The sequence below is a fragment of the Micromonospora sp. WMMD1082 genome (assembly GCF_029626175.1).
Lineage (GTDB): Bacteria > Actinomycetota > Actinomycetes > Mycobacteriales > Micromonosporaceae > Micromonospora.
On sequence record NZ_JARUBM010000002.1, the window covers coordinates 6965564 to 6990086 of the forward strand.

General features: G+C 72.7%; 25 protein-coding genes. 1 reads left to right on the forward strand and 24 read right to left on the reverse strand.

The window, feature by feature from the left end; all coding sequences use genetic code 11:
* Positions 1-31 precede the first annotated feature (31 nt).
* The 13 genes from metK to pyrR all read right to left on the reverse strand — a co-directional run bounded on the left by metK (position 32) and on the right by pyrR (position 14576).
* Entirely contained in the window at positions 32-1225 is a 1194-nt protein-coding gene (gene metK / locus O7615_RS32010) for a methionine adenosyltransferase (RefSeq protein ID WP_278181523.1), read from the reverse strand.
* 87 nt (positions 1226-1312) lie between these two features.
* Positions 1313-2524: a bifunctional phosphopantothenoylcysteine decarboxylase/phosphopantothenate--cysteine ligase CoaBC gene (gene coaBC / locus O7615_RS32015; protein ID WP_278181524.1), complete on the reverse strand. Its 1212-nt coding sequence runs from the start codon at positions 2522-2524 to the stop codon at positions 1313-1315.
* 13 nt (positions 2525-2537) lie between these two features.
* Positions 2538-2801: a DNA-directed RNA polymerase subunit omega gene (rpoZ, locus tag O7615_RS32020; RefSeq protein ID WP_007075826.1), complete on the reverse strand. Its 264-nt coding sequence runs from the start codon at positions 2799-2801 to the stop codon at positions 2538-2540.
* Between the two features lie 53 nt (positions 2802-2854).
* Positions 2855-3388 (reverse strand): guanylate kinase, encoded by a 534-nt coding sequence (locus tag O7615_RS32025; RefSeq protein ID WP_278181525.1) that lies wholly within the window; start codon positions 3386-3388, stop codon positions 2855-2857.
* Between the two features lie 25 nt (positions 3389-3413).
* Entirely contained in the window at positions 3414-3731 is a 318-nt protein-coding gene (gene mihF / locus O7615_RS32030; RefSeq protein WP_278181526.1) for an integration host factor, actinobacterial type, read from the reverse strand.
* Positions 3732-3902: 171 nt separating this feature from the next.
* Positions 3903-4739: an orotidine-5'-phosphate decarboxylase gene (gene pyrF / locus O7615_RS32035; RefSeq protein ID WP_278181527.1), complete on the reverse strand. Its 837-nt coding sequence runs from the start codon at positions 4737-4739 to the stop codon at positions 3903-3905.
* Positions 4740-4885: 146 nt separating this feature from the next.
* Positions 4886-6160 carry an adenosylmethionine--8-amino-7-oxononanoate transaminase gene (locus O7615_RS32040; RefSeq protein ID WP_278181528.1) on the reverse strand — a complete coding sequence of 425 codons (1275 nt, stop codon included), beginning with the start codon at positions 6158-6160 and terminating at the stop codon, positions 4886-4888.
* Positions 6157-7179, reverse strand: a complete 1023-nt coding sequence (locus O7615_RS32045; protein WP_278181529.1) for a quinone-dependent dihydroorotate dehydrogenase — start codon at positions 7177-7179, stop codon at positions 6157-6159. Before O7615_RS32045 ends, O7615_RS32040 begins: the two co-directional genes overlap by 4 nt.
* A gap of 115 nt (positions 7180-7294) precedes the next feature.
* Positions 7295-10639, reverse strand: a complete 3345-nt coding sequence (carB, locus tag O7615_RS32050) for a carbamoyl-phosphate synthase large subunit (protein ID WP_278181530.1) — start codon at positions 10637-10639, stop codon at positions 7295-7297.
* Positions 10632-11795 carry a glutamine-hydrolyzing carbamoyl-phosphate synthase small subunit gene (gene carA / locus O7615_RS32055; RefSeq protein WP_278181531.1) on the reverse strand — a complete coding sequence of 388 codons (1164 nt, stop codon included), beginning with the start codon at positions 11793-11795 and terminating at the stop codon, positions 10632-10634. Before carA ends, carB begins: the two co-directional genes overlap by 8 nt.
* Entirely contained in the window at positions 11795-13072 is a 1278-nt protein-coding gene (locus O7615_RS32060) for a dihydroorotase (protein ID WP_278181532.1), read from the reverse strand. The genes carA and O7615_RS32060 overlap by 1 nt, the downstream gene beginning before the upstream one ends.
* Complete coding sequence (locus tag O7615_RS32065; RefSeq protein ID WP_278181533.1) at positions 13069-13995, reverse strand: aspartate carbamoyltransferase catalytic subunit; 927 nt, start codon at positions 13993-13995, stop codon at positions 13069-13071. The genes O7615_RS32060 and O7615_RS32065 overlap by 4 nt, the downstream gene beginning before the upstream one ends.
* Positions 13992-14576, reverse strand: coding sequence for a bifunctional pyr operon transcriptional regulator/uracil phosphoribosyltransferase PyrR (gene pyrR / locus O7615_RS32070; RefSeq protein ID WP_278181534.1), 585 nt, complete (start codon positions 14574-14576; stop codon positions 13992-13994). The genes O7615_RS32065 and pyrR overlap by 4 nt, the downstream gene beginning before the upstream one ends.
* Positions 14577-14881: 305 nt before the next feature.
* Here pyrR and O7615_RS32075 point away from each other — a divergent pair, with 305 nt between their 5' ends.
* A complete protein-coding gene (locus O7615_RS32075) occupies positions 14882-15370 on the forward strand; it encodes a transcriptional regulator (RefSeq protein ID WP_007458348.1) in 489 nt (162 codons plus the stop codon).
* 71 nt (positions 15371-15441) lie between these two features.
* Here the strand turns inward: O7615_RS32075 and nusB are convergent, their stop codons facing one another.
* From nusB to O7615_RS32130, 11 genes are all read right to left on the reverse strand, one after another.
* Positions 15442-15852: a transcription antitermination factor NusB gene (nusB, locus tag O7615_RS32080; protein WP_278182309.1), complete on the reverse strand. Its 411-nt coding sequence runs from the start codon at positions 15850-15852 to the stop codon at positions 15442-15444.
* 23 nt (positions 15853-15875) lie between these two features.
* Complete coding sequence (gene efp, locus O7615_RS32085; protein ID WP_278181535.1) at positions 15876-16433, reverse strand: elongation factor P; 558 nt, start codon at positions 16431-16433, stop codon at positions 15876-15878.
* A 415-nt stretch (positions 16434-16848) separates the two neighbouring features.
* Positions 16849-17289: a type II 3-dehydroquinate dehydratase gene (aroQ, locus tag O7615_RS32090; protein WP_278181536.1), complete on the reverse strand. Its 441-nt coding sequence runs from the start codon at positions 17287-17289 to the stop codon at positions 16849-16851.
* A complete protein-coding gene (gene aroB, locus O7615_RS32095) occupies positions 17286-18362 on the reverse strand; it encodes a 3-dehydroquinate synthase (RefSeq protein WP_278181537.1) in 1077 nt (358 codons plus the stop codon). The genes aroQ and aroB overlap by 4 nt, the downstream gene beginning before the upstream one ends.
* Positions 18363-18372: 10 nt before the next feature.
* Complete coding sequence (locus tag O7615_RS32100; RefSeq protein ID WP_278181538.1) at positions 18373-18894, reverse strand: shikimate kinase; 522 nt, start codon at positions 18892-18894, stop codon at positions 18373-18375.
* Entirely contained in the window at positions 18891-20069 is a 1179-nt protein-coding gene (gene aroC, locus O7615_RS32105) for a chorismate synthase (RefSeq protein WP_278181539.1), read from the reverse strand. Before aroC ends, O7615_RS32100 begins: the two co-directional genes overlap by 4 nt.
* 130 nt (positions 20070-20199) lie before the next feature.
* Positions 20200-21120, reverse strand: coding sequence for a glycosyltransferase family A protein (locus tag O7615_RS32110; RefSeq protein ID WP_278181540.1), 921 nt, complete (start codon positions 21118-21120; stop codon positions 20200-20202).
* Complete coding sequence (locus tag O7615_RS32115; RefSeq protein ID WP_278182310.1) at positions 21117-21743, reverse strand: glycosyltransferase; 627 nt, start codon at positions 21741-21743, stop codon at positions 21117-21119. The genes O7615_RS32110 and O7615_RS32115 overlap by 4 nt, the downstream gene beginning before the upstream one ends.
* A 77-nt stretch (positions 21744-21820) precedes the next feature.
* Complete coding sequence (locus O7615_RS32120; protein WP_278181541.1) at positions 21821-22291, reverse strand: UDP-N-acetylglucosamine--LPS N-acetylglucosamine transferase; 471 nt, start codon at positions 22289-22291, stop codon at positions 21821-21823.
* A gap of 85 nt (positions 22292-22376) precedes the next feature.
* Positions 22377-23621 (reverse strand): hypothetical protein, encoded by a 1245-nt coding sequence (locus tag O7615_RS32125; RefSeq protein WP_278181542.1) that lies wholly within the window; start codon positions 23619-23621, stop codon positions 22377-22379.
* Positions 23618-24520: a sulfotransferase domain-containing protein gene (locus O7615_RS32130; RefSeq protein WP_278181543.1), complete on the reverse strand. Its 903-nt coding sequence runs from the start codon at positions 24518-24520 to the stop codon at positions 23618-23620. The genes O7615_RS32125 and O7615_RS32130 overlap by 4 nt, the downstream gene beginning before the upstream one ends.
* Between the last annotated feature and the right edge of the window lie 3 nt (positions 24521-24523).

Sequence of the window (24523 nt, forward strand, 5' to 3'; positions counted from 1 at the left end):
GCGGGCCGCCGGTCGTCACACCTGGCGGTTGTCAGGCTCCCGCGGCCGACTTGAGGTCGGCGGCCCGGTCGGTGCTCTCCCAGGTCAGCTCCGGCAGCTCGCGGCCGAAGTGACCGTACGCGGCGGTCTGCGCGTAGATCGGGCGCAGCAGGTGCAGGTCCCGGATGATGGCGGCCGGACGCAGATCGAAGATCTCGGTGACCGCCTTCTCGATCGAGGCCACCGGCACGGTCTCGGTGCCGAACGTCTCCACGAACAGGCTCACCGGGTGCGCCTTGCCGATCGCGTACGCGACCTGCACCTCGCAGCGCTCGGCCAGGCCGGCGGCGACGACGTTCTTGGCCACCCACCGCATGGCGTACGCGGCCGAACGGTCGACCTTCGACGGGTCCTTGCCGGAGAAGGCACCACCGCCGTGCCGGGCGTACCCGCCGTAGGTGTCCACGATGATCTTCCGCCCGGTGAGGCCGGCGTCACCCATCGGGCCACCGATCTCGAACCGGCCGGTCGGGTTGACCAGCAGCCGGTAGCCCTCCGTGTCCAGGCCCAGGCTCTCCAGCTCGGGAGCGATGACGTGGTCGCGCACGTCCGGGGTGAGCAGCGTGTCCAGCGAGATGTCCGCGGCGTGCTGGCTGGAGACGACGACCGTGTTGAGCCGGACCGGGCGCAGCCCGTCGTACTCGATGGTGACCTGGGTCTTGCCGTCGGGGCGCAGGTACGGGACGGTGCCGTCCTTGCGGACCGCGGCGAGCCGGCGGGCCAGCCGGTGCGCGAGCGCGATGGGCAGCGGCATCAGCTCGGGCGTCTCCGAGCAGGCGAAGCCGAACATCATCCCCTGGTCACCGGCGCCCTGCGCGTCCAACGCGCTCTCCGACGCCCCGGTACGCAGCTCGAAGGCGTTGTCGACGCCCTGGGCGATGTCCGGCGACTGGGCGCCGATGGAGACGCTGACGCCACACGACGCGCCGTCGAACCCCTTCTTCGACGAGTCGTAGCCGATGCCGAGGATGGTCTCCCGCACGATGGTCGGGATGTCGGCGTACGCCTTGGTGGTCACCTCCCCGGCGACGTGGACCTGCCCGGTGGTGATCAGGGTCTCGACGGCGACCCGGCTGTGCGGGTCCTGGCTGAGCAGGGCGTCGAGGATGCCGTCACTGATCTGGTCGGCAATCTTGTCCGGATGGCCCTCCGTGACCGATTCGGACGTGAAGAGGCGGCGTGTCACGGGACTCCTAAGTTCTTGGACGTCGTTCCGCGGCAGTCTAGTCATCGACGGCCGGGCCCGACCCCCGGTCATGTTGCGGTCCAACCCTCAGGAGGAGTCACCGGTCAACCGGGCGACCACGAGGTCCCACACGCCGTCGGCGAGATCCTCCTTGGACTGTTCGGGCATCCGGGTGACCGAACCGTCCACGCCGATCACGGTGGCCGCGTTGGTCTCGGCGCCGAAGACCTTGTCCGGCCCGACCTCGTTGATGACGATGAGGTCGGCCCGCTTACGGGCCAACTTGGCCCGCCCGTTGGCCTCGGCGTCGCCGGTCTCGGCGGCGAACACCACCAGTACCTGCTCCGGCCGACGGCGCTGACCCAGTTCGGCGGCGATATCCGGGTTGGTGACGAGCTCGATGGTGGGCGCCGCGCCGTCGTCCGACTTCTTGATTTTGCCAGGCGCGTACGTCGCCGGCCGGAAATCAGCCGGAGCCGCCGCCATCACCACCGCGTCGGCGTCCACCGACGCCTTCAGCGTGGCCTCGCGCAGCTCGGCGGTGGTGCCGACGCGGACGATGTCGGCGCCGGCCGGGTCGGGCAGCGCGACGTTGGCCGAGATCAGCGTGACCCGGGCGCCCCGGGCGACGGCGGCGCGGGCGAACGCGTAGCCCTGCTTGCCGGAGGAGCGGTTGCCGAGGAAGCGCACCGGATCCAGTGGTTCCCGGGTGCCGCCGGCGGTGACCAGCACCCGCCGGCCCGTCAGGTCGGCCGGGGCGTCGATGCCGCGGGCCAGGGCGCGGCGGGCCACCGCGAAGATCTCCGCCGGTTCCGGCAACCGGCCCTTGCCGGTGTCCGCGCCGGTGAGCCGCCCCACGGCCGGTTCGATGACCCGCACACCCCGGGACCGCAGCGTCGCGACGTTGGCGACGGTGGCCGGATGCTCCCACATCTCGGTGTGCATGGCGGGTGCCAGCACCACCGGGCAGCGGGCGGTGAGCAGGGTGTTGGTGAGCAGGTCGTCGGCGAGGCCGTGGGCGGCCCTGGCCAGCAGGTCCGCGGTGGCGGGTGCGACGACCACCAGGTCGGCCTGCTTGCCCAGGCGTACGTGCGGCACGTCGTGCACGTCGGACCAGACCTCGTCGGCGACCGGCTGACCGGAGAGCGCCGCCCAGGTCGGCGCGCCGACGAACCGCAGCGCGGCGGCGGTCGGCACGACCCGGACCTGGTGGCCCGACTCGGTGAACAGGCGCAGCAGCTCGCACGCCTTGTAGGCGGCGATGCCGCCACCGACGCCGAGGACGACCCGGGCGCTCATCGACGCGCGGAGGCTACGGCTGGTCGGTCGGCTCGGCGGTGAGTAGGCCCGCGTTGATCTCCCGCATCGCGATGGAGAGCGGCTTCTCCTGGGGAGTGGTCTCGACCAGCGGGCCGACGTACTCCAGCAGGCCCTCGCCGAGCTGGCTGTAGTAGGCGTTGACCTGGCGGGCGCGCTTGGCCGCGAAGATGACCAGCGCGTACTTGGAGGTCGTCTTCTCCAGGAGCTCGTCGATCGGCGGGTTGGTGATGCCTTCGGGGTTGGCGATGGATCCCACGGATGAACCTCTGCGTCTTTCGCACGGACCGCGCCGGAGCGCGGTGCCGGCGCTCAACCGCGCGGACGCGGCCGGGCCGGAGCCAGGAAGGAAGAACCGATAAACCCTACCAGCTCCTCCACGACCCGCTCGATCCGGTCATGCGACACGCTGAGGTCGAAGGCCACCAGCACGGCCGGATCCGGCGTCCAACCGGGCGGATGGAGTAACACGAGTCGCGCCCCGGGCCACCCGGCCCGGACCAGCAGCGCCCCCGCGAGGTCGAGCGGGAGCAGGACCGGCTGCCCGGCGGCGATCCGGCTGCGCAGCGGGCCGAACTCCGTGCCGCGCCGGTGCGCGCCCAGCCGGCTCCACTCCAGCAACTCGCCGGCGGCGAGCTGGCGGTCGAACTCCTCCGGCGTGAGGAAGTGCCGGTGGACGCCGTCCAGCTCGCTCGCGCCCCGAGGGCGGGTAGTGGCTGTGATCGGCGTCCAGACTGACGGGGAACGCGCCCGGACCAGCTCGACGACACTCTCCCTGCCGGCGCCGGATGGGCCGGCCAGGACAGTGAGCCGAGCCGCCGGGCGCGCCTCGCCATCCAAGCTCACTGCTTGTTTCTACACGCAGTCGTGCTCAGTTGCCGGCGAACTCCCCCAGCAGGGCCTTGCGCTGCTGCTCGCCGAGGCCACGCAGGCGACGGCTATCGGCGATCTTGAGCTTCTCCATGATCTGGGTGGCCCGGATCTTACCGATGCCCGGCATGGCCTGCAGCACGGCGGACACCTTGAGCTTGCCGACGACATCGTCGGACTCGGCGCGCTCAAGAACGGCTCCGAGGGTGGTCTTGCCCTGCTTGAGCTGCTCCTTCAGCTCGGCACGGGCTTTGCGGATCTCCGCAGCCTTTTCCAGCGCGGCTGCGCGCTGCTCGGGGGTCAGTGACGGGAGCGGCACCAGTTCTCCTCAGGTCCCTATCGCGACGGGCGGGACGCGCCGCCGCATCTGTGAAACGTGGTGTCGCTGTGAACCAAGGGGTTCCCAGCGCGGGGAAAACTAGCGGTCAACGGAGCTTTCGGCAACGTGGGCGCGCGATGATCAGCACAAAGTGACCGAGCCGTCAGTCAGTCACGACATCGCCAGAACCGCCCGGCACTCGGCCACCACCCGGTCCGCCGCGGCCCGCAACGCCGCCGGATCGGGGCCGGCGGCGAGCACCTCCCGGGAGTACGCGGGCAGCACGTTGGGCAGCGCGGACCCGAAGACGACCCGCAGATCCGCCGCCGTGGCGCCCTGCGCACCGAGGCCCGGCGCGAGCAGCGGGCCATTCACCGCGGACAGGTCGCAGCCGGTCTCGCCGACCGTCGCGCCGACCACCGCGCCGATGCTCCCGAGTGGCTGCGCACCCGCGTTGAGCTGGGAAATCTCGTCGATCACCGTCTGCGCGACCAGCCGCCCGTCGGCGCCGCGGGCCCGCTGCACCGAGGCGCCCTCGGGGTTGGAGGTGAGCGCCAGGACGAACACTCCGCCGCCATGCTCGGCGGCCAGCTCGAACATCGGGGCCAGCGAACCGACGCCCAGGAACGGGCTCGCGGTGATCGCGTCGACATACAGCGGGCTGGATGGATCAAGGTAGGCCGACGCGTACGCGTTGACCGTCGAGCCGATGTCACCGCGCTTGACGTCGAGCAGAACGAGCGAACCGCGATCCCGTAACTGTCGGATAGTTGACTCAAGCACCGCCACCCCTTGGGATCCGAATCGCTCGAAGAACGCCGACTGGGGCTTGACCACCGCAACCCGGTCACCGAGGGCATCCACGACGGTCCGGGCGAACCGCGCCAGCCCGTCGACGTCGTCGCCGAGACCCCATCGGGCCAGCAACGCCGGATGCGGGTCGATCCCCACGCAGAGCGGACCCCGCTCGCCGATCGCCCGGTGCAGCCGGCCGCCGAAGCTCTCCATACCGCCGTTCCTTCCACTCGTCAACCGCTCCACATGGCGCGCCCGGGCTACTCAATCAGTTCCGCGCGCCGACAAGCCCTTACTCGATCTTGCAACGATCGCCGGTTCCGGCTACTCAATCTTGATCGCCGCCGGCATGCGCCTACTCAGCCCGCCGCGACCGCTGCCGAGATTCCCGCCCCGATCAGCGCCAGGTCGGCGTCGTCGGTGACGTACGGCGGCATCGTGTAGACCAGATCCCGGAACGGACGCAGCCACACCCCCCGCGCCACCGCGGCGGCGGTGGCCGCCGCGAGATCCACCTCGTGGTCCAGCTGGACCACGCCGATCCCGCCGAGCACCCGCACGTCCACCACGCCCGGCGCACCGCGCAGCGGCTCAAGACCGGCGCGCAGGCCCCGCTGGAGCCGGGACACCTGCCCGGCCCAGTCGCCGGCCCGCAGCAGATCCAGGGAGGCGTTGGCGACCGCGCAGGCGAGCGGGTTACCCATGAACGTCGGGCCGTGCGCCAGCACGCCGCCGGCCCTGATGCCCCGCGCCACCTCCGCCGTGCAGAGCGCGGCGGCGAGGGTGAGATAGCCGCCGGTGAGCGCCTTGCCGACGCACATCACGTCGGGGGCCACCCCGGCGTGCTCGGCGGCGAACATCGTGCCGGTGCGACCGAAGCCGGTGGCGATCTCGTCGAAGATCAGCAGTACGCCGTGCGCGCGGGTCACCTCACGCAGCACCCGCAGATAGTGCGGGTGGTGGAAGCGCATCCCGCCGGCGCCCTGCACCACCGGCTCGACGATCACCGCCGCCAGCTCGTGGGCGTGCCGTTCGACCGCCTCGACCAGCGCCGCCTCGTACGCCGGATCGGGTGGGGTGTCGACGCCACCCGGCGGCGCCGGGGCGAAGACCTGCCGGGGCAGTACGTCCCCCCAGAGGTGGTGCATGCCGCCCTCGGGGTCGCAGACGCTCATCGGGTGGAAGGTGTCGCCGTGGTACCCGCCCCGCCAGGTGCCCAGCCGGCGGCGTTGCGGCCGGCCGGTGGCCCGCTGGTACTGCAGGCACATCTTGATCGCCACCTCGACGCTGACCGAGCCGGAGTCGGCCAGGAACACGTGCTCCAGCCCGTCGGGCGCCAGCTCCACCAGGGTGCGGGCCAGTTCCACGGCCGGGGCGTGGGTGAGCCCGCCGAACATGACGTGACTCATCCTCCCCAGCTGGCCGGTGATCGCCGCGTCCAGCACCGGATGGCGGTAGCCGTGGATCGCCGCCCACCAGGAGGACATGCCGTCGACCAGCTCACGGCCGTCGGCGAGCCGCAGCCGCACCCCCTCGGCGCCGTCGACCAGGTAGGGCGGCACGGCCGGCGGCACGGCCGCGTACGGATGCCAGACGTGCGCGGCGTCCGCGGCGAGGATCTCCTCCGGTGTCACGCCCCGGTCACCGCCGCCGCGCGGGCGACCGCGCGGGGCAGCGCCGGGCCACGATAGACGAAGCCGGTGTAGAGCTGGACCAGGCTGGCACCCGCGTCGAACATCCGGACGGCGTCGTCGGGGTCGACGATGCCGCCCACCCCGATGATCGGCAGCCGCCCGCCCGTCTCGGCGTGCACGAAGGCGACCACCTGCCGGGCCCGGTCGGCCAGCGGGCGGCCGGACAGGCCACCGGCCTCGCCCGCGCGGCCCCGGTCGGCGGGGGCCAGCCCGTCCCGGCCCAGGGTGGTGTTCGTGGCGATCACCCCGGCGGCGCCCCGGGCCAGGCACACCTCCACCGCCTCGGCGATGGCCGCCTCGGTGAGGTCGGGGGCGATCTTCACCAGCACCGGCTTCTCCCCCACCAGCGCGGTCAGCAGCGCGTCCAGGTGCGCGCGGTCCTGCAACGCGCGCAGCCCCGGGGTGTTCGGCGAGGAGACGTTGACCGCGAAGTAGTCACCGTGCCCGCGCAGCGCACGGTACGACGCCTGGTAGTCCGCCACCGCGTCGTCCAGCGCCGTCACCTTCGACTTGCCCAGCGAGATCCCCAGCGGTACGCCGAGCGGGCGGGGCAGCGCCGCCAGCCGGTCCGCCAGCGCCTGCGCCCCGCCGTTGTTGAACCCCATCCGGTTGATCACGGCCTCGCTGTCGACCAGCCGGAACAGCCGCGGCCGGGGGTTGCCCGGCTGCGGGTGCGCCGTCACCGTGCCGACCTCCACGAAGCCGAAGCCCAGCGCCGGCCACGCCGGCAGCGCCACCCCGTCCTTGTCCATCCCGGCGGCCAGCCCGACCGGGTTCGGGAAGCGCACCCCGAACACCGTGCGCGGCGCCGCCACGGCGTACCGCCTCCGCAGTGCCGTCAGCACCCCCGGCACCCGCGACATCCCCGCCAACCGCCGCAACACCCACTCGTGCGCCGTCTCGGCGTCCCCCCCACCGACCCGGAACAACCCCCGCCGCACACCCCCCTCAAACATCACACCCACCTCCCCAACCCCACCCCAACCCCCCGGACCCAGGAGTTGATCATGAAGTTGTTGGCACGACACGCCGGAGCCGTCGACAACAACTTCATGATCAGCGGGAGTTGGGGGGTCACTGGGCGGACCGGAGGGTGGCGTGCAGGTGCTGGAGGGGGCGGACCTGCATGTCGCCACGGATGCGGGCCTCGATACCCATCACCGCGGCGGCGGCACCGGGCACCGTGGTGATGCACGGGATGTCGGCGGTGACGGCCGCGCTGCGGATCTCGTAGCCGTCGGAGCGGGCGCTGGCACCCGAACCCTGCGGCGTGTTGATCACCAGGGCGACGCGGCCGCCGAGGATCAGCGACACCGCGTCGTCGTCGGAGCCCGCCTCGTAGTGCTTCGGTGCCAGCTCGCAGGCGATGCCGTACCGGCGCAGCACCTCGGCGGTGCCGCTGGTCGCGACGATCTCGAAGCCCAGGTCGGCCAGGCGCTTGATCGGGAAGATCATGCCGCGCTTGTCCCGGTTCGCCACCGAGACGAAGATCCGGCCCTCGGTCGGCAGCGAACCGTACGCCGCCGACTGCGACTTGGCGAACGCGTGCCCGAAGCCGGTGTCGATCCCCATCACCTCGCCGGTCGACTTCATCTCCGGGCCGAGCAGTGAATCCACGCCCTTGCCGGCCGGCGTGCGGAACCGCTTGAACGGCAGCACCGCCTCCTTCACCGCGATCGGGGCGTCCGGCGGCAGCGTGCCACCGTCTCCGGTCGCCGGCAGCATCCCCTCGGCACGCAGCTCCGCGAGGGTCGCGCCGAGGGCGATCCGGGCCGCTGCCTTGGCCAGCGGCACCGCCGTGGCCTTCGAGACGAACGGCACGGTACGCGAGGCCCGCGGGTTCGCCTCCAGCACGTACAACGCGTCGTCCTTCAGCGCGTACTGCACGTTGAGCAGGCCGCGTACGCCGATGCCCCGCGCGATCGCCTCGGTGTAGCGGCGGACCTGGGCGACGTGCGAGCTGGCCAGGGTGATCGGTGGCAGGGCGCAGGAGGAGTCGCCGGAGTGGATGCCGGCCTCCTCGATGTGCTCCATGATCCCGCCGAGGTAGACCTCGCCGTCGGCGTCGCAGAGCGCGTCCACGTCGATCTCGATGGCGTCGTCCAGGAACCGGTCGACCAGCACCGGATGGTTCGGGGAGATGTCGGTGGCCCGACCGATGTAGTCGCGCAGTGTGACGTCGTCGTAGACGATCTCCATCCCGCGCCCGCCCAGCACGTACGAGGGGCGGACCAGCACCGGGTAGCCGATCTCGTCGGCGATCTCCTTCGCCTCGTCGTAGGAGGTGGCGGTGCCGTGCGCGGGCGCGCGCAGGCCGGCCCGGCCCAGCAGCGACCCGAAGGCGCCCCGCTCCTCGGCCAGGTGGATCGACTCCGGGGAGGTGCCGACCACCGGCACGCCCGCGTCCTTGAGCCGCTGGGCCAGCCCCAGCGGGGTCTGCCCGCCGAGCTGCACGATGACCCCGACCACCCCGGGCCCGCCGGCCGCCCGGCCGGAGGAGTCCTCCGCGTGCCAGACCTCCAGCACGTCCTCGAAGGTCAGCGGCTCGAAGTAGAGCCGGTCGGCGGTGTCGTAGTCGGTGGAGACGGTCTCCGGGTTGCAGTTGACCATGACGGTCTCGAACTCGCCCCGCAGCGCCATGACCGCGTGCACGCAGGAGTAGTCGAACTCGATGCCCTGACCGATCCGGTTCGGCCCGGAGCCCAGGATCAGCACCTTCGGCCGGGCCGAGCCCACCACCTCGGTCTCCGTGTCGTAGGAGGAGTAGTGGTACGGGGTGGTGGCCTCGAACTCGGCGGCGCAGGTGTCCACGGTCTTGTAGACCGGCCGGATGCCGAGCCGGTGCCGCAGCGTCCGCACGCCGCCCTCGGCGGCCAACTCGGGGCGGAGCGCGGCCAGCTGCCCGTCGGACAGGCCGGCCCGCTTCGCCCGGCGCAGCAGCTCCGCGTCGAGCACCGGCGCCGCCACGATCTCGGCGCGCAGCTCGACCAGCGCGGCGATCTGGTCCACGAACCACGGATCGATCCCGCCGGAGGCGGCGGTGACCTCGGCGACCGATGCACCCAGCCGCAGGGCCCGCTCCACCGTGTAGAGCCGCCCGTCGTGCGGGATGGCCAGCGCGGCGAGCGTGTTCTCCCGGGTCGCACCGACCGGATCCGGCACGGTCCAGAATCCGCTCTCCTTGGTCTCCATCGAGCGCATCGCCTTGTTCAGCGCCTCGGTGAAGTTGCGCCCGAGGCTCATCGCCTCGCCGACGGACTTCATCGTGGTGGTCAGCTCCCGGTCCGCCCCGGGGAACTTCTCGAAGGCGAACCGGGGGATCTTCACCACCACGTAGTCCAGCGTCGGCTCGAACGCGGCCGGCGTCTTGAGGGTGATGTCGTTGGGGATCTCGTCGAGGGTGTAGCCGATGGCCAGCTTCGCGGCGATCTTCGCGATCGGGAAGCCGGTCGCCTTGGAGGCCAGCGCCGAGGAGCGGGACACCCGGGGGTTCATCTCGATCACGACGATCCGGCCGTCAGCCGGGTTGACCGCGAACTGGATGTTGCAGCCGCCGGTGTCCACCCCGACCTCGCGCAGCACCGCGATGCCCAGGTCGCGCAGGTGTTGGTACTCCCGGTCGGTCAGCGTCATGGCCGGCGCCACGGTCACGCTGTCGCCGGTGTGCACGCCCATCGGGTCGACGTTCTCGATCGAGCAGACCACCACCACGTTGTCGTGGCGGTCCCGCATGAGTTCGAGCTCGTACTCCTTCCAGCCGAGCACGCTCTCCTCGATCAGCACCTCGTGCACCGGGCTCGCGGCCAGGCCGGCGCCGGCGATGCGCTCCAGGTCGGCGTCGGTGTGCGCCATGCCCGAGCCGAGGCCGCCCATGGTGAACGAGGGCCGGATCACCACCGGCAGGCCCAGCTCCCCCACCGTCTCGCGGACCTCGTCCATCGAGTGGCACACCCGCGAGCGCGGCACCAGCGCCGCCGGGTCCGCGACGCCGAGGCGTACGCCCGCCTTCGCCACGATCTCCTTGAACAGCTGCCGGTCCTCGCCGCGACGGATCGCGTCGATGTCGGCGCCGATCAGCTCGACGCCGTACTTCTCCAGCACACCGGCCTCGTGCAACGCGACCGCGGTGTTCAGGGCGGTCTGCCCGCCGAGGGTGGGCAGCACCGCGTCGGGCCGCTCCTTGGCGATGACCAGCTCGACGAACTCGGGGGTGATCGGCTCGATGTAGGTGGCGTCGGCGAACTCCGGGTCCGTCATGATGGTGGCCGGGTTGGAGTTGACCAGGCTGACCCGGATCCCCTCGCTGCGCAGCACCCGGCACGCCTGGGTGCCGGAGTAGTCGAACTCGCAGGCCTGCCCGATGACGATCGGCCCGGAGCCGATCACCAGGATGTGGGTGAGATCGGTCCGCTTAGGCATTCGTACGCCCCTCGCTGTGGGTCCGGCCCTCGATCAACTCGGCGAACCGGTCGAAGAGGTAGTCCGCGTCGTGCGGACCGGCCGCCGCCTCCGGGTGGTACTGGACGGTGAAGGCGGGCACGTCACGCGCCCGCAGCCCCTCGACCACGTTGTCGTTGAGGCAGAGATGGCTCACCTGCACGCCACCGAACTCGGTCTCGATCACCTGGTCCGGCACCACCGCACCCGGCCGTACGCCGGGCACCTCCACGGCGAAACCGTGGTTGTGGCTGGTCACCTCCACCTTGCCGGTGGCCCGGTCGAGGACCGGCTGGTTGATGCCCCGGTGGCCGTAGCCGAGCTTGTAGGTGCCGAAGCCGAGCGCCCGACCGAGGATCTGGCTGCCGAAGCAGATGCCGAACAGCGGCACCTTCCGGCGCAGCACCTCGCGGGCCAGCGCGACCGGGCCGTCGGCGGTGGCCGGGTCACCCGGGCCGGGCGAGAAGAAGACCGCGTCGGCCCCGGTGGCCAGCAGGTCCTCGATCGTCGAGTCGGCCGGCAGCACGTGGGTGGTCACGCCGCGCGCGGCGAGCCGGCGCGGCACGTTGCGCTTGATGCCCAGATCCAGCGCGGCCACCGTGAACCGGTGCTCGCCCTCGGCGGCGACCACGTACGGCTGCGCGGTGGTGACCTCGGTGGAGAGGTCCGCGCCGAGCATCTGCGGCGCCTGGCGGACCCGGCCCAGCAGCGCGCGGGGATCGTCGTCGACGCTGGAGATGCCGACCCGCATCGCACCGCGCTCGCGCAGGTGGCGGGTCAACGCCCGGGTGTCCACCCCGCTGATGCCGACCACGCCCTCGGTGGCGAGCCGGTCCTCCAGCCCGCCGGTGGCCCGCCAGTTCGAGCTGACCCGCGCCGGATCGCGCACCACGTAGCCGGCCACCCAGATCCGCCGTGACTCGTCGTCCTCGGCGTTGATGCCGGTGTTGCCGATGTGCGGGGCGGTCTGCACCACCACCTGCCGGTGGTACGACGGGTCGGTCAGCGTCTCCTGGTAACCGGTCATGCCGGTGTTGAAGACCGCCTCGCCGAAGGTCTCGCCGACGCTGCCGTACGCCTCACCGGGGAACGTGCGCCCGTCCTCCAGGACCAGGATCGCCGCTGTACGCCGTGCCATCACTTGACAGCCTTTCCGTCCAGGACCGTCGCCTCGCCACGCAGGAAGGTCGCCACGATGCGACCGGGCAGCGTCATCCGGGCGTACGGGGTGTTGCGGCTGCGGCTGGCCAGCTCCGCCGGCTCGATCACCCGGTGCACCGCCGGGTCGACCAGGGTGAGGTTGGCCGGCGCGCCGGGCACCGGATCGCGGCCGTGCTCGGTCAGCCCGGCGATCCGGGCCGGGGTGCGCGACATCCGCTCGGCGATCAGATCCCACTCGGGGCCGAGCACGTCGAGCGCGATCGACAGCGCCGTCTCCAGCCCGAGCATGCCCGGCCGGGCGTACGCCCACTCGCACTCCTTGTCCTCCACGGCGTGCGGCGCGTGGTCGGTGGCGATGATGTCGATCACCCCGTCGACCAGGGCGGCGCGCAGGGCGGCGATGTCGGTGGCGGTACGCAGCGGCGGGTTGACCTTGAAGACCGGGTCGTAGCTCTCCGCGCGGGCGTCGGTGAGCAGCAGGTGGTGCGGGGTCACCTCGGCGGTGACGCGTACCCCCCGGGCCTTGGCCTGGCGCAGCACCTCGACGCTGCCGGCGGTGGAGACGTGGCAGACGTGCAGCCGGCTGCCGACGTGCTCGGCCAGCAGCACGTCCCGGGCGATGATCGCCTCCTCGGCCACCGCCGGCCAGCCGGTCAGGCCCAGCCGGACGGAGACCTCGCCCTCGTGCATCTGCGCGCCCTCGGTGAGCCGGGGCTCCTCGGCGTGCTGGGCGATGATCCCGTCGAAGGCCTTCACGTACTCCAGGGCGCGGCGCATCAGCCGGGGGTCGGCGACGCAGTGCCCGTCGTCGGAGAAGATCCGCACCCGGGCCGCGGAGTCGGCCATCGCACCCAGCTCGGCGAGGCGCTCGCCGGCCAGGCCGACGGTGACCGCGCCGATCGGCTGCACGTCGACCAGCCCGGCCTCGCGACCGAGCCGCCAGACCTGCTCCACCACGCCCGCGGTGTCGGCCACCGGGGAGGTGTTCGCCATCGCGCAGACCGCGGTGTAACCGCCCAGCGCCGCCGATCGGGAACCGGTCTCGACGGTCTCGGCGTCCTCCCGGCCGGGCTCGCGCAGGTGGGTGTGCAGGTCGACCAGGCCGGGCAGGGCGACCAGCCCGTCGGCCTCGACCACGGTGGCGTCGGGCGCGGAGCGACCCGGGCCGGCCTCGGCGACCACGCCGTCGCGGATCAGCAGGTCGGTCGGTGCCGCGCCGAGGACGCTGACGTTCCTGAGCAGGTACGAGTTCACCGGTTGTTCCCCCCGAGCAGCAGGTAGAGGACGGCCATCCGGACGGAGACCCCGTTGGTGACCTGTTCGACGATGGTGGAGCGGGCCGAGTCGGCGACCTCCGGCGTGATCTCCATGCCCCGGTTCATCGGGCCGGGATGCATGACGATCGCGTGCTCGGGAAGCCGGCGCATGCGCGGACCGTCCAGGCCGTAGCGGCGGGCGTACTCGCGGGCGGACGGGAAGTACGAGTCGTTCATCCGCTCCCGCTGCACCCGCAGCATCATCACCACGTCCACCGACGGCAGTATCGCGTCGAGGTCGTAGCAGACGTTCGTGCCGGGTGCGAGCGCCGCGGCGATGTCGACCGGAATGAGGGTGGGCGGTCCGACCAGGGTGACCTTGGCGCCGAGGGTGGAGAGCAGCAGCACGTTGGAGCGGGCCACCCGGGAGTGCAGCACGTCGCCGACCACCGCCACCGACAGGCCGGCCAGCCGACCCAGCCGGGAGCGCACCGTGTACGCGTCGAGCAGCGCCTGGGTGGGGTGCTCGTGCGTGCCGTCACCGGCGTTGACCACCGAGCCGTCGACCCAGTCGGCGAGCCGGTGCGGGGCACCCGAGGCCGGGTGGCGGACGACCACCGCGTCGGCCCCCATCGCCTGCAGGGTCAGCGCGGTGTCCTTCAGGCTCTCGCCCTTGGCGACGCTGGAGCCCTTCGCCGAGAAATTGATCACATCGGCGCTGAGCCGCTTGGCCGCCGCCTCGAAGGAGATCCGGGTGCGGGTGGAGTCCTCGTAGAAGAGGTTGACCACCGTCCGGCCCCGCAGCGCGGGCAGCTTCTTGACCTCGCGGCCGGCCACGGCCGCCATCTCGGCGGCGGTGTCCAGGATCTGGGTGGCGGTGTCGGCATCGAGGTCGGCTCCGGAGAGCAGGTGCCTGATCACTGGATGACCTCCCCGTAGAGCCGGACCTCGTCGTTGCCGTCGGTCTCGGCCAGCGTCACCTTCACGCTCTCGGCGAGCGCGGTCGGGATGTTCTTCCCGACGTAGTCGGCGCGGATCGGCAGCTGCCGGTGCCCGCGGTCCACCAGGACGGCGAGCTGCACCGACGCCGGGCGCCCGAGGTCACCGAGCGCATCGAGGGCGGCCCGGACGCTGCGGCCGGAGAAGAGCACGTCGTCGACGAGGATCACCCGCCGGCCGTCGATGCCGCTGGCGGGCAGCTGGGTCGGGCCGACCGCCCGGGTGCCCTGCCGGCGCAGGTCGTCGCGGTAGAGGGTGATGTCGAGCACGCCGACCGGCACGGAGATGCCCTCGAAGGCGCTGATCCGGGCGGCGAGGCGGCGGGCGAGCGGGGCGCCCCGGGTGGGGATGCCGAGCAGCACGGTGTCGGCGGCACCCTGGGTCTTCTCGAGGATCTGGTGGGCGATCCGGTCGACGACGCGGTGCACGTCGGCGCTGGTCAGAATCACCTTCACCGAGGGTTGTCGCGGTGGCGACGACGGGGCAGCCGATGGGTAGGCCACGGCGGACCTCCTTTCCCGCCTCACGGGACGGGTCGTTAAAGGACGTCGGGTCCTCCGGGCCGGCCTGCGGGTGGCCGGCGGAGGGGCTGCAGCCACGTTACCAGTGGTCGCCGCCGCACCCGCGCCCGGGCACGGCGGGCGCGTCGACGTTCACTGACCACCCGATCAGCCCGACGAAACGGGACAACTCACCCGGTGTGCTCAACGGGAACGTCACCACCACTTGACCAGGTGTACGAATCCCCGTACCGTCACGCTCCGTAGCGATCGCTGGGAGAACCCCGAGCAGCACTGGGAGTGTCCGAATGCCCTCTGAATACGCCAAGTCTCTGGGCGCCCGCCTGCGCTCCATCCGCCAGCAGCAGGGCCTGTCCCTGCAGGGAGTGGAGGAGAAGTCGAACGGGCGCTGGAAGGCGGTGGTGGTCGGCTCGTACGAACGCGGCGACCGGGCCGTCACGGTGTCCCGCCTGGCCGAGTTGGCCGAGTTCTACCGCGTACCGGTCTCGGAGCTGCTGCCCGACGGCAGCGGAGTGCGGCACGAGCCCACCAGCAAGATCGTCCTGGACCTGGAGCGCCTCTACGACGAGGCCAGCGAGGATCTCGCCTACGTCGCCCGGTACGCGCGCGCCATCCAGCAGCAGCGCGGTGACTACAACGGCCGGGTGCTGTCGATCCGCGCCGACGACCTGCGAGCCCTCGCCATCGTCTACGACGCCTCGCCGTCCGGCCTGATCGAGCGGCTGACCGAGCACGGCGTGCTGGTCGCCGACCCGCGGGCGTTCTTCGCCTCCTGAGCAGAGCACCGCAAGGGCCCGTGCCGTCCGGCACGGGCCCTTCGCGTCGTCCGGGGTGCGATCTCCGGCCGTCAGCGGGTGGCGTACTCGGCGATCCGACCGAGCACGCCGTTGAGGAAGCGGGGCGAGTCGTCGGTCGACATCTGCCGGGCCAGCTCGACGGCCTCACTGATCGCCACCGCGTCGTCGATCTCGTCGACGTAGAGCAGCTCGTAGACGGCGATCCGGGCCAGGTTCCGATCGACCACCGGCATCCGGTCCAGCGTCCAGCCCTCGGCGTAGCTGGAGATCACCTCGTCGATCCGGTCCAGGTGCCCGGCCACGCCCTCGACCAGGCCGACCGCGTAACCCAGGTGGGCGGGGTGCGGTTTCTCGATCCGTTCGAGGTAGCCGGCGAGCACCTCGACCGGTGGACGATCACGCAGGTCGGCCTCGAAGAGCACGTCCAGCGCCCGCTTGCGCGCCTTGCGGCGCGCCGGCATCTGCTGCTTCGGACCCTCGGCCATCAGGCGCGGCCGAGGTAACGGCCGTCGCGGGTGTCGACCTTGATCTTCTCGCCGGTGGTGATGAAGAGCGGCACCTGCACGGTCGCGCCGGTCTCCACGGTCGCCGGCTTGTTGCCACCGGTGGAGCGGTCGCCCTGCAGGCCCGGCTCGGTGTAGGTGATCTCCAGCACGACGGAGGTCGGCAGCTCGACGTAGAGCGGCACACCCTCGTGGGTGGCCACGATCGCCTCGGCCTCGGGCAGCAGGTAGTTGGCCGCCTCGCCGACCGTCCCGCCGAGCACCGTGATCTGGTCGAACGTCTCCATGTCCATGAAGACGTAGTCCTCGCCGTCGGCGTAGAGATACTGCATGGTGCGCTTGTCCACGGTCGCGGTCTCGACCTTGGTGCCCGCGTTGAAGGTCTTGTCGACGACCTTGCCGGAGAGCACGTTCTTCAGCGTGGTACGCACGAACGCACCACCCTTGCCGGGCTTGACGTGCTGGAACTCGACGACGGACCAGAGCTCCCCGTCAAGGTTGAGTACCAGGCCGTTCTTCAGGTCGTTGGTGGTGGCCATTTCCTGCCTTGATCATCATTTGGCGGACGGACCTGCCAAGTCTACTCGCCACTGGGAAACCCGCCGCCCGCCGTCCCTGGCCGCATTCGGCACGTCGAACCGACACCGTCAGTGACGTTCCACCCCCCACCCCCACCCACCCCTTCGCCCCTTTGCTCTGCTTCAACCCACGCAACAGTCACTCCTCGTGGCGATCAACGCCGCGAAGATCACTCAGGCGCACCACAGAAGCGCTGTTCACGAGCTATTGCGTGGGTTGAAGCAGAGCAAAGCGAGCAGAGGGGCATCGGGTCGAGGTCGCCGGATCGTCACCGAAGGTAGCCGGCACGCAGGGTAGTCGCGGCGGGCAGGCACGTCCGCCGGTCCGGTCGCTGCGGGAGGGAACGCGGGAGGGCGGGCGCGGTGGGTGGGTGCGTCAGCCGGGCTGATCGCGGAGGGTGGCCACGTGGTGCAGGGCGAGGCGGTAGCCATCCACCCCGAGGCCGCAGATCACGCCGGTGGCGACCGCCGAGACGACCGAGTGGTGCCGGAACTCCTCGCGGGCGTGGATGTTGGAGATGTGCACCTCGACCAGCGGGCCGCGCAGCATGGCGCAGGCGTCCCGGACCGCGATCGAGTAGTGCGACCAGGCGGCCGGGTTCAGCACCACGGCGGCCCCCTCGTCGGCGGCGGCGTGCAGCCAGCCGATCAGCTCGTGCTCGGCGTCGGTCTGCCGGACCGTGACGCTCAGGCCAAGGTCCCGCCCGGTCGACTCGCAGAGTGCGACCAGGTCGGCGTAGCTGGTCCCGCCGTACACGTCGACCTGGCGGGTGCCGAGGCGCCCCAGGTTCGGCCCGTTGAGCACGTACACCCTCATGAACAGACCGCGCGATACGCCTCGTGCAGCAGGTCGTCGTCGGGGCCCTCCAGGATCGCCGGCCGGGCCAGCCCGTCGAGCACCACGAAGCGCAGCCGGCTGCCCCGGGCCTTCTTGTCCACCCGCATGGTGGCCAGCAACCGGGGCCAGGCATCCGCCGGGTAGCCGGTGGGCAGGCCGAGCACGGTCACCACGTCACGGTGCCGCCGTGCGGTGGCCGCGTCCAGCCGGCCAGCGAGGCGGGCCAGTTCGGCGGCGTACACCAGGCCGACCGAGACCGCGTGGCCGTGCCGCCAGCGGTACCCCTCGACCTTCTCGATCGCGTGGGCCAGGGTGTGCCCGTAGTTGAGCACCTCCCGCACGCCCGACTCGCGCAGGTCGCCCGCGACCACGTCGGCCTTGACCCGGATCGCCCGCTCAATCAGCTCCCGGGCGACCGACCCGGCCGGGTCGGTCGCGGCGGCCGGATCGCGCTCGATCAAGTCGAGGATGACCGGATCGGCGATGAACCCGCACTTGACCACCTCGGCCAGGCCGGCGGCCAGGTCCGCCGCGGGCAGGCTGTCCAGGGTGGCCAGGTCGGCCAGCACCCCCACCGGCGGGTGGAAGGCACCGACCAGGTTCTTCCCGGCCGCGGTGTTGATCCCGGTCTTGCCGCCCACCGCCGCGTCGACCATGCCCAGCAACGAGGTGGCCACCGGCACCCACCGCACCCCGCGCAGCCAGCACGCCGCCACGAAGCCGGCCAGGTCGGTGATCGCGCCGCCGCCCAGGCCGACCACCGCGTCGGTACGGGTGAACCCCGCCTCGCCGAGCCGGTCCCAGCACTGCGCCGCCACGTCGACGTGCTTGCCGGCCTCGGCGTCGGGCACCTCGATCGGCAACGGGGTGACGCCGGCCGCCCCCAGCCGGGCACCGATCGCGTCGGCCAGTTCCTTCAGCGGCGGGGCGTGCAGCACCGCCACCCGGGTGGCGTCGGGGAGCAGGCCGGGCAGCGCGTCGAGCAGGCCGCGCCCGACCAGCACGTCGTACGGCCGCTCGCCGCCGACCGGGATCCGGGTCACCTCGTCCATCGGCGGGAGCCTAACCATCCTTGCGCAGCAGCTGCGCGATCTCGGCGATGATCTCCTCGGGCGCGCGGCCGTCGGTGACCACCGTGTCGGTGGCCACCTCGGCGTAGAGCGGCCGGCGCTGGTCCATCAGATGTTTGAGGGTGGCCCGGGGGTTGATCGCCAGCAGCGGACGCCCGGCGCCGAGGCCGACCCGCTTGACGGCGTCGGCCAGCCCGACGTCGAGGTGCACCACCCGGTGGCCGACCAGCGCGGCGCGGTTCTCCTCGGCCAGCACCGCGCCGCCGCCGAGGGCGAGCACCCCCGGGCAGGAGGCCAGCGCCGCGGCCACCGCCGCCCGTTCGAGGGTACGGAAGTGGGCCTCCCCCTCGTCGAGGAAGATCTCCGGGATCGGCTTGCCGGCGAGCCGCTCGATGTCGGCGTCGGTGTCGCGGAACTCCACCCCGAGCGCGGCCGCCAGGCCCTGCCCGACGGTGGTCTTACCCGAGCCCGGCGCGCCGACCAGCACGCAGACCGGGCGGGTCGCAGCGGTCACCGGATCACCAGCGCGTCGAGGTAGCCGGCGAGGTTGCGGCGCATCTCGGCGACCGAGTCACCGCCGAACTTCTCCACCGCCGCCTCGGCCAGCACCAGCGCGACCATCGCCTCGGCGACGACGGCGGCGGCCGGCACCGCGCAGACGTCGGAGCGCTGGTTGATCGCGGTGGCCGGCTCGCCGGTGGTCACGTCCACCGTGGCCAGGGCGCGGTTCAGCGAGGAGATCGGCTTCATCGCCGCCTTCACGCGCAGCGGCTCGCCGGTGGTGATGCCGCCCTCCAGGCCGCCGGCCCGGTCGGTGATCCGGCGCACGCCGGTGGCGGTGGGCATGATCTCGTCGTGCGCCTCGGAGCCGCGCGACCGGGCCTGCTGCCAGCCGTCGCCGATCTCCACACCCTTGATCGCCTGGATCGACATCAGCGCGGTGGCCAGGCGGGCGTCGAGCTTGCGGTCCCACTGCACGTGGCTGCCGAGACCGGGCGGTACGCCGTACGCCAGCACCTCGACCACGCCGCCGAGGGTGTCGGCGTCCTTCTTCGCGGCGTCGACCTCGGCCACCATCCGGGCGCTGGCCTCGGGGTCGAGGCAGCGCAGCGGGTCGGCGTCGATGCGCTCGGCGTCCTCCGGGCGGGGCCGCAGCCCCGGCTTCGCGGCGACCGGACCCAGCTCGACCACGTGCGAGACGATCTCGACGTCGAGCGCCTGCCGGAGCAGCGCCTTGGCCACCGTGCCGACCGCGACCCGGGCGGCGGTCTCCCGCGCGCTGGCCCGCTCCAGGATGGGCCGGGCGTCGGTGTGGCCGTACTTCTGCATGCCGGCCAGGTCCGCGTGGCCGGGCCGGGGGCGGGTGAGCGGGGCGTTGCGGGCCTGCCGGGCCAACTCGTCGGGGTCGACCGGGTCGGCGGCCATCACGGTGCGCCACTTGGGCCACTCGGAGTTGCCGACCCGGACGGCGACCGGGCTGCCCAGCGTCACGCCGTGCCGCAGGCCGCCGATGACCTCGATCTCGTCCTGCTCGAAGGACATCCGGGCGCCGCGCCCGTAGCCGAGCCGGCGGCGCGCCAACTCCCCGGCGATCTGGGCGGAGGTCACCTCGACGCCGGCCGGCACCCCCTCCAGCAACGCGACGAGGGCGGGCCCGTGCGATTCCCCTGCGGTCAACCAGCGCAACACAGCGGTCAGTCTGTCACGCCGGGTGTCCGCCGCCACGGACCGCCCGCCCCGTCCCGCCCAGCGGACGCCACAACCGGGCGGGCGGCACGGGCGGGCGCGGCACGGACGGGCGGCACGGGCGGGCGGGCGGTCAGATGCCGCGGCCCCGCCGGTGCAGGGTGCGCAGCACCGTGTCGGCCCGGACCACCCGGCCGGCCACCGCCAGGGCGAGGTACGCCCGGGGCTCGCGCGGGTTGCGGCGGATGGTCCGGCGGGCCCAGCGCATCGCGCCCCGGGGGTCGCCCGACGCGGCGTGGGCGAAGGCGATCTGACCGGTGACCCGCGCCTGCCCCGCCGGCTGGGTGGCGAACTCCGGATAGCGGTCCAGCAGCCACTGCAACGCCTCGGAGATGGTGTCCCACCGCTGGGCGAAGTACGACCGCTTGTGCCAGCGCACCAGGACGTATGGGATGCGCAGGTTGACCAGTGGCGCGCTGCGGGCGGCCCGGAGCAGGAACTCGTAGTCCTCGGCGTAGCTGCCCGGGATCTCCTCGTCGACCAGCCCGAACCCGTCGCGCAGCGCCGACGCCCGGATGAGGAAGGTCGACGGGTGCAGCTCGGTCATCCGGTCCCGCAGCAGCTCGGCCAGGCTGATCGAGTCGCGGTCCAGCACCCGCTCGACGGTGTGCCCGTCGTAGCTGACCCGGATGCCGCAGCTGACGAACTCGGCGCCGGGCACCCCGGCCAGCGCCTCGGCCTGGGCACGCAGCTTGCCGGGCAGCCACTCGTCGTCGTCGTCGCAGAAGGCGACCAGCTCACCGGTGGCGGCCAGGGTGCCCGAGTTGCGGGCGCCGGCCAGGCCCGGCGTGCGGACGTTGGTCACCACCCGCACCGGTCGGTCCGGGGCGGACAGCTCGGCCAGCGACGGGTCCGGCTCGGACTGGTCGTACACCACGACCACCTCGACCGGCCCGGGATAGTCCTGGGCGACGATCGCCCGCACCGCGGCCCGCAGCAGTTCCGGGCGGTTCCGGGTGGGCACGACGGCGCTCACGCTCGGGTACGGGCTCACCGGTTCCGCCTTCCGTTCGGGCCATTCGGGCCGGGCCGACGCCACGGCCGCCACCAGGGTCGGTGGTGCCGCCCCGCGGCGGCGGCCACCAGGTCCTCGACGATCACTCCCACCCGCCGCACCGCGGCACGCCGCCCGTTGGCCGCCTCGGCGTCCACGGCGACGGTGAAGCGCGACCGGTCGGCGAGACCGGCGGCCAGTGCGTCCAGCAGCTCCCGCCGGGACTCGCAGAGGGCGACCAGGCCGGCCGCGCCGAGCCGGCGGGCGAACAGCTGCTGGTGGTCGTCGACGTGCTCGCCGCGCGTCGGGTCACGGGGCACCACGATCGGCAGGTGGCCGTGCCGGCGGGCCTCCAGAATGGTCGCCGGCCCACCGTGACAGACCACCAGGTCGGCCCGGGCCATCGCCGCCTGCAACTCGGCGTGCCCGAGGAACGGCACCGCCTCGGGCAGGCCGGCGACGCGGGTGTGCCCGTGCTGCACGGTCAGCACGACCTCACCCGCGGCCTCGCCGTGCCACTCCCGCAGCCAGTCGACCAGCCGGTCGAAGGGATGCTTGTCGGTGCCGACGGCCACCAGCAGCTGGATCCGGCTGTCGGGGCGCGGCTCACGCGGCTCCGGTATGCGTACCCCTGGTTCGTCCCGGGCGGCGCGGGGCCGCACCGGCGCGACGCGGTGCGCGTCGCCCACGGCCTCGCCGCTCACAGCAGCGTCCCCACGACGGTGGCCTCCGGGTACTGGCGGCGCTGCTCCTCCCACTGCACGAGCATCGCCGACAGGAACGGGCGGCACAGCCGGGCGGTCAGCGTCGGCGTGTCGATCCGGTCGTAGACCTCGATGTAGACGGTCGGGATGCGCCGGAGCCGGGCGAGCACGACGAACGGCACGGCCACTCCCGCGCCGGTGGTGACCACCGCGGCGACCCGTCGCCGGCGCAGCACCCGGGCGGCCAGTACCGCGTTGCGCAGCAGGTTGCCCAGGTGGCGGGTGGTCGGATGGTACGCCCGTACCACGTCCTCACCGGCGAGCAGGGACAGTGCCTCAGGCGTGTCGAAGGTGACCCAGCATCGCCGCCAGGTCTCGTACCAGGGCCGCAGGGCCAGCAACTGGGCCAGGTGCCCGCCGCTGGATCCGACCAACAGCAACAGTGGTTGTTCCTCGGGCTCTTCCATCAAGGTGTCCACGCGACTCCCCACAAGTCCGCTTGGAATTTCGGTCAGTGTCACGCCACAGCAGAAGGTGGCCGGTGCGAACCGATCAACCGCCACCTCGTCTCTCGATCGTGTCCAACAGCGCGGGGTGCAACGCCGCGTTCCAGCCGGCACCGGCGTCGGCCAGGCGCCAGGTGCGCAGCCACATCTCCACCAGGTAGGCGTCGGCCACCAGCCGGCGGCCGGGGGCGTCCAGCCCCAACCGGTCACCGTGGCGGTCCAACCAGCGCCCGACCTCGTCGGCCGCCGCCGCGACCGGCTCACCGCGCAGCACGACGGCACGCTGGAAGGCGTCGTGGGCCAGGTCGAACCCCACCGGCACGTCCGCGCCGCTGTGCTCCCAGTCCCAGGCGATGACCTCACCGGCGTGCCGGCCCAGGTTCCACGGCACCCAGTCGCCGTGCCAGTGGCCGAACTCGACGGCGACCTCGCCGTGCCGGCGGGCCAGCGCGGCGACGGCCGCCACGGCACGCTGACCGGCCGGGTCCGTGGCGGCGGCCCGCCGCGCCTGCGCCGCCAACCGGTCCAGGAAGGGCGAGCCGCCCAGCGGCCGGGGCTCGGCCGGCGGGCGGCCCCGGCGAGCCACCGCGAGCAGCGCCCCGAGGTCGGGCGCGGCGGCGGCCGGCACCCCACGGACCCGGGTCGGCAGCGGCTCCACCACGGCGACCACCTGACCCGCCCAGGTCAGCTCGGTGAGCAGCCGGGGCGTGCCGGGGTGCCCCGCCAGCCCGGCCACCTCGCCCAGCGCCGCCGCCTCGGCGGTGACCAGCGCCCGCGTCGCGTCGTTCCAGCCGATCTTCGCGTATCCGCGGGGCACGCCGGAGCGGTCGAACAGTTGCAGGGTCGGCTTGTGGTTCGGATCCGGCGGGCGCACCCCGAAGGCCGCGTACATCGGCGTGCCGAGCACGGCGGCGACCCGGTCGGCGAGCAGCGCCTCCGCCGGATCGAGCCCGCGGGGCAGCGCGACGGTCAACACCGGGAACGGCGCCCGGTCCACCACACCGGCCCGGGCCGCCACGCCGAGCAGTGCCCGCGCGGCCCGCACCTTCGGCGGGCGCAGGGCGTTGTACGCCAGCAGCGCCGCCGCCGCGACCCGGGGCGAACCCAACGGCAGCAGGAACCGCGCCCGGGCGACCGACGGCACGACCGCGTAGCGGGCCACGACGGTGTGCCCGGCCGGCGGGGCGGCGTCCACGGTCACCGCGACCCGGTGGTCGGCGAAGACCGCCCGGGTGACCCAGCCCAACCCGTCGTCGCGGCAGCGGGGGTCGGCCGTCGCCGACGCGGTCACGCGGCCCGGTCCGGCCAGTCGAGCCGCAACCCCAGCCGCTGCCGCAGCGCCTCGTTGTGCGGGCGGTAGTACGCCGTCAGCTCGGCCCGCAGCGCCGGCTCCAGCGGCGCCGAACGCCGGTCGTTGTAGACCCGGAAGTCGGGCAGGTCGAAGGGGGGCAGGCCGAGAAAGTCCAGGGTGCGCCGGTAGGCCGCCCGTGCGTCGCGGTAGAGCTCCTCGCTGGGCAGGAAGAGGATCCGCGCCCGGTCGAAGCGCGCCAACCACGGTTCCAGATGCTCCAGGTACCGGCCCCGGGCCCGGTAGGTGTACCAGTCGTAGCGCTCGCTGAAGTACTCCGGTTCGGCGATCAGCCGCTCCCGCTCCCCGGCCGTACGCTCCGGCTCGGCGGCCAGCGCGGCGGCGAAGTCCAGCGGCTCCACGCCGTTGGTCCGCCGCTCCTTCCAGTGCGAGTACGCCCGCTCGACCGGGTCGCGCAGCAGCACGATCAGCCGCACCGAGGGCATCAGCGTGGCGACCCGCTCGGCGGCCAGGGGGTGGAACATGTAGAGCGGTGCCGCCTCGCCGACCCGCACCGGGCCGCCGTGGCGGCTCTCCAGCACCTCCCGCTGCCGCACGGTCGGGAAGTGCGAGCGATACCACGCCTCGCCGCGACTCCAGTTCTCCTCGAAGTAGTGCGAGGACTTCGTGTTCCAGGCCGGGAAGAGCCGAGGCACCAGCGGGTGCTGGATGAGGTAATTCCACAGCGAGGTGGTGCCGCCCCGCTTGGTACCGATGATGAGGAAGTCCGGCAGCGGCCGGCGGTCACTGGTGCGTACCCCGTAGTCGACGAGGCTTTCCCGTAGCCGGCTCGTGACCTGGGTCGGCACCAACTGCTTCACCCGGTCCCGCATGGACGACAAGAC

Excerpts from the sequence above, each read along its gene's own strand:
- coaBC (WP_278181524.1), bottom strand. The coding sequence starts at position 2,524 with ATGAGCGCCCGGGTCGTCCTCGGCGTCGGTGGCGGCATCGCCGCCTAC.
- pyrF (WP_278181527.1), bottom strand. The coding sequence starts at position 4,739 with ATGGAGAGCTTCGGCGGCCGGCTGCACCGGGCGATCGGCGAGCGGGGT.
- carB (WP_278181530.1), bottom strand. The coding sequence starts at position 10,639 with ATGCCTAAGCGGACCGATCTCACCCACATCCTGGTGATCGGCTCCGGG.
- carA (WP_278181531.1), bottom strand. The coding sequence starts at position 11,795 with ATGGCACGGCGTACAGCGGCGATCCTGGTCCTGGAGGACGGGCGCACG.
- O7615_RS32075 (WP_007458348.1), top strand. The coding sequence starts at position 14,882 with ATGCCCTCTGAATACGCCAAGTCTCTGGGCGCCCGCCTGCGCTCCATC.
- nusB (WP_278182309.1), bottom strand. The coding sequence starts at position 15,852 with ATGCCGGCGCGCCGCAAGGCGCGCAAGCGGGCGCTGGACGTGCTCTTC.
- efp (WP_278181535.1), bottom strand. The coding sequence starts at position 16,433 with ATGGCCACCACCAACGACCTGAAGAACGGCCTGGTACTCAACCTTGAC.
- aroQ (WP_278181536.1), bottom strand. The coding sequence starts at position 17,289 with ATGAGGGTGTACGTGCTCAACGGGCCGAACCTGGGGCGCCTCGGCACC.
- aroB (WP_278181537.1), bottom strand. The coding sequence starts at position 18,362 with ATGGACGAGGTGACCCGGATCCCGGTCGGCGGCGAGCGGCCGTACGAC.
- O7615_RS32120 (WP_278181541.1), bottom strand. The coding sequence starts at position 22,291 with ATGGAAGAGCCCGAGGAACAACCACTGTTGCTGTTGGTCGGATCCAGC.